4 protein-coding genes are annotated in these 5,102 nt (G+C 23.5%); all 4 read right to left on the bottom strand.

The window, feature by feature from the left end:
* A partial coding sequence (locus JG677_RS09045) for an ATP-binding cassette domain-containing protein (protein WP_200285930.1) occupies positions 1-1,470 on the bottom strand: 1,470 nt, incomplete at its 3' end.
* A 56-nt stretch (positions 1,471-1,526) separates the two neighbouring features.
* Positions 1,527-3,440, bottom strand: a complete 1,914-nt coding sequence (locus tag JG677_RS06975; protein ID WP_200285928.1) for an iron ABC transporter permease — start codon at positions 3,438-3,440, stop codon at positions 1,527-1,529.
* Positions 3,437-4,264 (bottom strand): ABC transporter substrate-binding protein, encoded by an 828-nt coding sequence (locus JG677_RS06970; RefSeq protein ID WP_200217147.1) that lies wholly within the window; start codon positions 4,262-4,264, stop codon positions 3,437-3,439. The genes JG677_RS06975 and JG677_RS06970 overlap by 4 nt, the downstream gene beginning before the upstream one ends.
* Positions 4,264-5,028, bottom strand: coding sequence for an ABC transporter ATP-binding protein (locus JG677_RS06965; protein ID WP_200285926.1), 765 nt, complete (start codon positions 5,026-5,028; stop codon positions 4,264-4,266). Before JG677_RS06965 ends, JG677_RS06970 begins: the two co-directional genes overlap by 1 nt.
* Between the last annotated feature and the right edge of the window lie 74 nt (positions 5,029-5,102).

Raw genomic sequence — 5,102 nt, 5'->3', positions numbered from 1 at the left:
ATATTTATCATCGTGAGTGATAGCAAAAATAGTATAATTTTGTTTTTGAAGTAAAGGAAGAAGTTTAGTATAGAAAAAATTTCTATATAAAGGATCTTGATCTGCACCAAATTCATCTAAAATTAAAAATTTTTTATCCTCCATCAATGTTAGAAATAAAGCAAGACGCTTTTTCTGCCCTTGAGATAATGAAGTGGTTGAAAGCGTAAAATTTTGCACTTTAACTTTGTGATTTAAATCTAAAATTTCCAACCAATAAGATAGATTGTTTTTTTCTTTTTCCTCGCAAATAACTTTATCAAAAAGAAAAAATTCAGAGAAAACAACACCAATTTCTTTTCTATAAATATGAATATTTTTTTCGTTTAATAAAATATTATCTAATTTCATTTCCCCTTGATAAGCTCTTAAAATTCCCGATAATATTAAAGATAGAGTTGATTTACCACTGCCATTTTTTCCAATACAAAAAACAAGTTCTCCACGATTTATTTTAAAATTTATATTTTTTAATGCAAAAGAAGAATTTGGATAATTAAAACTAATATTTTTTAATTCTATGCTTTTCCAAGAAGAAAAATCTTCTTTTATTTCTTTAAAATCTTTCTCATAGGAAGCAAGATTTAATTTATTGATTTTATCAAAAGAAAGTTTTGCACTTAAGATCATAGGAAGAGCACCTATGGCAGAAATTAAAGGTGTTCTTATAAATAAAATAATAAAAACTACCATAGTAGCTTCATTAAGTTTTATCCAAGAAAACGATAAAGATAAATAAATAATTAAACCAGCCAAAGCTAAAATCATAGCATTTAAAAGATTATTAGCCAAATTGTGTAAAGTATCAGCCTTAATAGCATTAATACATTTTAATTTTGCATGAGTTTTAAATTCTTTTTCATAAAACAATTGACTTCTTTTTATGCTTAAATTTAACTCTTTATGACCTTCTATGACCATTTGATAATCTTTTTGTAAGATATCTTCATTGTCTCTAACTAAATTAAGATAATGATAAACATATTTAACTATAAAATGACTGATTAAAAAAGCAAAAAATAACCATAAAAAAACAATAAGAAAAATCAAAGAATGCAAAGAGAAAATATAAATACTTGCACAAAAAGCAAATAAAAATCCTTGTAACATTTCTGGCAAACGCATAATTCCAAAAGAAATATTTTTAATATCATTATTTAGACTGGCTAAAATTTTAGCCTTTCCAAGTTCTAAAATTTTTAAATTTTCAGTATCTAAAATTCTTTTAAGGAAATATTCTTGCAATCTTAAAACAAAATGATGGCCAAAACGAGTTAAAAGAAATTGTGCAATTATAGAGCTTAATAAAAAAATTATCACCAAAAGAAAAAAAGTTAAAAGTACTAAATAATCATTATAGAAATTAAGAACTTTAGAATTAATATAAGCTAAAACAAAAATTCCCATAATAGAACTAAAAATATTTAGCACAAAAAGTAGAAAAAAGTAAAATTTATGTTTTTGAAATAAAAATAAAAAAGTATTCATTAATTTTTTCTCACCATAAAAATAAAATATACACTTCCTAATAAAGTTGCAATAATACCCAAAGGAATTTCATAAGGAAAGATTAAAAGTTTTGATAAAAATTCAGCCAAAAGCATAAACAATGCTCCAATTAATGTTGTTAAAAATAGTTTCATTTTCATATTTTGAATAAAAAATAAGTTAGCAAGATGAGGAGCTAATAAACTTATAAAACTAAATGGACCGGTATTTAAAACAACCAAAACACTTATTAAAGCACAAAAAATAAGTAAAATAATCCTTACTTTAAAAAGATCAAGGCCAATGTTTATTGCACAAACTTCTCCTAAACGCAAAGCATTGAGCCAACGTGTAAAAAATGGCATAATCAAAAAAGAAATAATCGTAAAAATCAATATAATTAAAGCATTATTAAAACTAGCATTTAAGATTCCAGCTTGAGTAAAAGCTAAAAAACTATAAACTCTTATATCTGCACTTAATAAAACTATTTTAAAAAAAGCGTCAGTTAAAAACATAATGCAAACGCCAAGTAAAATAATCTTTTGCATGCTTATTTTTTGTACAAAATAGAAAAAAACTAATAAAAATAAAATAGCCAAAGCTCCAATTAATGCTAAAGGCCATACAAGAAATGGCATGAACCATAAAGCAAAAAGTACCCCTAAGCTAGCTCCTGAATTAATACCTAAAAATTCACTTGAGGCCATAGCATTAAAACTTAAACGTTGCAAAATAAAACCTGCGATTGCCATTAAAATCCCACTACATGCCAAAATGATAAGTTTATAAATTCTTAAATCAAAAATTTCTTTTGGAGTGGAAAAATCTATTTTTAAATTTAAAAAATCAAAATATAAATTCATTATAAAAAATAAAATTAGTAAAATAAAAACTATGCTAAATAAAATATATTTAGAAATAAAAAAATGATTTTCATCTAAAAAATAACAATCATTAGAATAATCTTTTATTTTTTTAAAAATAACATAAATTAATAAAGGTATTCCTAAAAAAGGGACCATGCTTCCTGTTGGTAGATTGATATTTCCTAAAAGTTGTAAAAGCTGCAAAATTAAATCAATATTTGAAAGTAAAAAACCTCCCACCAAAGAACAAAATAAAAACTCTTTTTTTATATCATCAAATTTAAATTGATGGATTAAAATACTTGCAAATAAACCTAAAAAAGCTACTGAGCCTACAAAAGAAACAACTAAAGCTACTAAATAAGCGCTTAATATCAAAGTGATTGCTTTACTTAATATTATATTTGCCCCAAGAGATTTTGCAATAATATCTCCTAGTGTTAAAATTTTAAAAGAAGAAGAAAAAAAATAAAGAAAAATAAAACCTATACTAGAATAAAAAATAATTTGAAAAAAATCTTTTAAACCATTTTGCGTAAAATATCCACTATTGTAAAATAAAAAAGCCTTGCTTTCTTCTGGATATAAAAGTATAAATAATGAAGTTAAAGCACTAAAAAATAAAGAGCTTATTAAACCTAGCAAAATAATACTTACATTATTAAATCTTTTTTTATATCCTAAAACAAAAATGGGTATTAAAATGATAATAGCCCCGAAAAAAGCTATCAAAATTTTAAAATTTTCATAAATAAAAGGAAAAAATAAACTACTTAATAATAAAAAAAATCCAGAAGCTGAAGAAACCCCTAAAGTTGTATCACTAACTAAAATATTATGTAAAATTTTTCGTAAAAGCAAAGAAGCTAAAGAAAGCAATACTCCACAAATAAAACAGACTCCTATTCTACTTAAAACATAATTTTTCAAAATAAAAATAAATAAATCGCTATGATTATTTTTTAAATTCAAAAATTCAAAGTAAAATACCAAGAATAATAAAATTAAAAATAATAATATCAATGAAAAAATTAACTTTTTCATTTTAAATTATCCTTTAAATATTTTGCAAAACGTTCTATACTTAGCAAGCTTCCTGCACTCCAAATAGGATCTAATTCTATATAATCTTTAAATAAAAGTGTTTTTTGATAAAAAGGATTATTTTTAATTTCTTTTTTTATATTAAAAGGATGTGGTTTTATAATAATTATTCTAGTATTTTCGGGGAGATCTAAAAGATCTAAAAATGAAATATTATCAACGCCCCAAACATTTTTTACTTCTTTTTTATAAGCATTTTCTAAACCAAGTTCTTTTAAAACAACTCCAAATATACTATGATTTGTATAGATTCTTAAATGCTTTGGATCAATAAATTGCACAATAGCTAAAGGTCTATTTTTAGATTTTATTTCAAGACTAATCTCTTTTAATGTATTTTTTGTATTTTCTATAAGTGTTTTTGCTTCTTTTTCCTTTGAAAGTATTACCCCAAGTTCTAAAACAGCATTATTAATGCTTTCATAAAGATCTCCTTCTTTATAAAAATCTATATTATAAACTTTGGTATATTTTTGTAAAGAATGATTATTTAATGAAAATAAAGAAGAAGAAATTAAAATATCAGGTTTTAATCTTATAACCTGTTCCAAATTTGGCTTAACTCTTAATCCTAAATCTAAAGTATCATTTTGCAAAGAAGGTTCTTTAACCCAAGTATTATAACTTTTTTTATCTCCTACTGCTTGAATATGATATCCTAACAACATCATAGTTTCAGCTGCAGTCCAATCAAGAGCAATTACCTTTAACTCTTTGGAAAAAAGATTAAGGCTTAATAAAAATATTAAAAAAATTTTTAACATTAGAAAATAGCTACTAAAGAATTTTTTTTAGGATGTTTTAAGATTGTATTGTCTATTCTAAAAATCTTTTTAATATTTTCTTCTTTCATAAATTCTAAATTGCTATTATGAAAAATAATTTTACCCTCCTCTAAAGCAATAATTTCATCACAATAAGAAGCTGCTAGATTAATATCGTGCAAAATAATAATTACTCCTATATTAAGTTCTTTGCTTATTTTAGAAATAAGTTTCATAATATCAAATTTATAAGCAATATCTAAAGCAGCTAAAGGCTCATCAAGAAGTAAAAATTTGCTTTTTTGTGCCAAAAGCATTGCTAAAAAAGCTCTTGTTTTCTCTCCACCTGATAAAAATTGTAAATCTTTATTTTCCATATAATCAACATCAGTTAATTTCATAGCTTCATAAATAATATTTTCGTCATTTTGTTTTCTAATAAAATTCTCATAAGAAAAACGTCCCATTTTCACAAGCTCTTTTACGCTGATATGATATAAATGTGGTAAATGTTGGGGTAAATAAGCTATTTTTTTAGCGAATTCTTTAGATGAAAAATACTTTATATCTTTTTCATCAAGCAAAATCTGCCCTTTTTGAAATTTAAGTTGTTTTGCTAAAATTTTTAATAAAGTTGATTTTCCCGATCCATTATGCCCCATTAGAGCATAAATTTTCCCGCTTTCAAAAGAAAGAGAACAAGGATGAATAATATATTTTTTTACTTTACTAAATTCTAAATTAATTACTTTAAGTAATGCCATAAATACTTTCTTGAAAAAATAAAATTTTAATTGTAACAAAAACTTAGATAAGTTTTGTTTAAAAAATAAAATTA

Origin of the sequence: Campylobacter sp. TTU-622, assembly GCF_016598965.1 — a bacterium.
In the GTDB taxonomy this organism is placed as follows: domain Bacteria; phylum Campylobacterota; class Campylobacteria; order Campylobacterales; family Campylobacteraceae; genus Campylobacter_D.
The sequence above is the reverse complement of the archived record's forward strand: the minus strand, read 5'-3'. Positions and strand labels throughout refer to the sequence as shown.

What these genes read in the sequence shown, in the direction of transcription:
- JG677_RS06975 (WP_200285928.1), bottom strand. Translation starts at nt 3,440, where the DNA reads ATGAAAAAGTTAATTTTTTCATTGATATTATTATTTTTAATTTTATTA.
- JG677_RS06970 (WP_200217147.1), bottom strand. Translation starts at nt 4,264, where the DNA reads ATGTTAAAAATTTTTTTAATATTTTTATTAAGCCTTAATCTTTTTTCC.
- JG677_RS06965 (WP_200285926.1), bottom strand. Translation starts at nt 5,028, where the DNA reads ATGGCATTACTTAAAGTAATTAATTTAGAATTTAGTAAAGTAAAAAAA.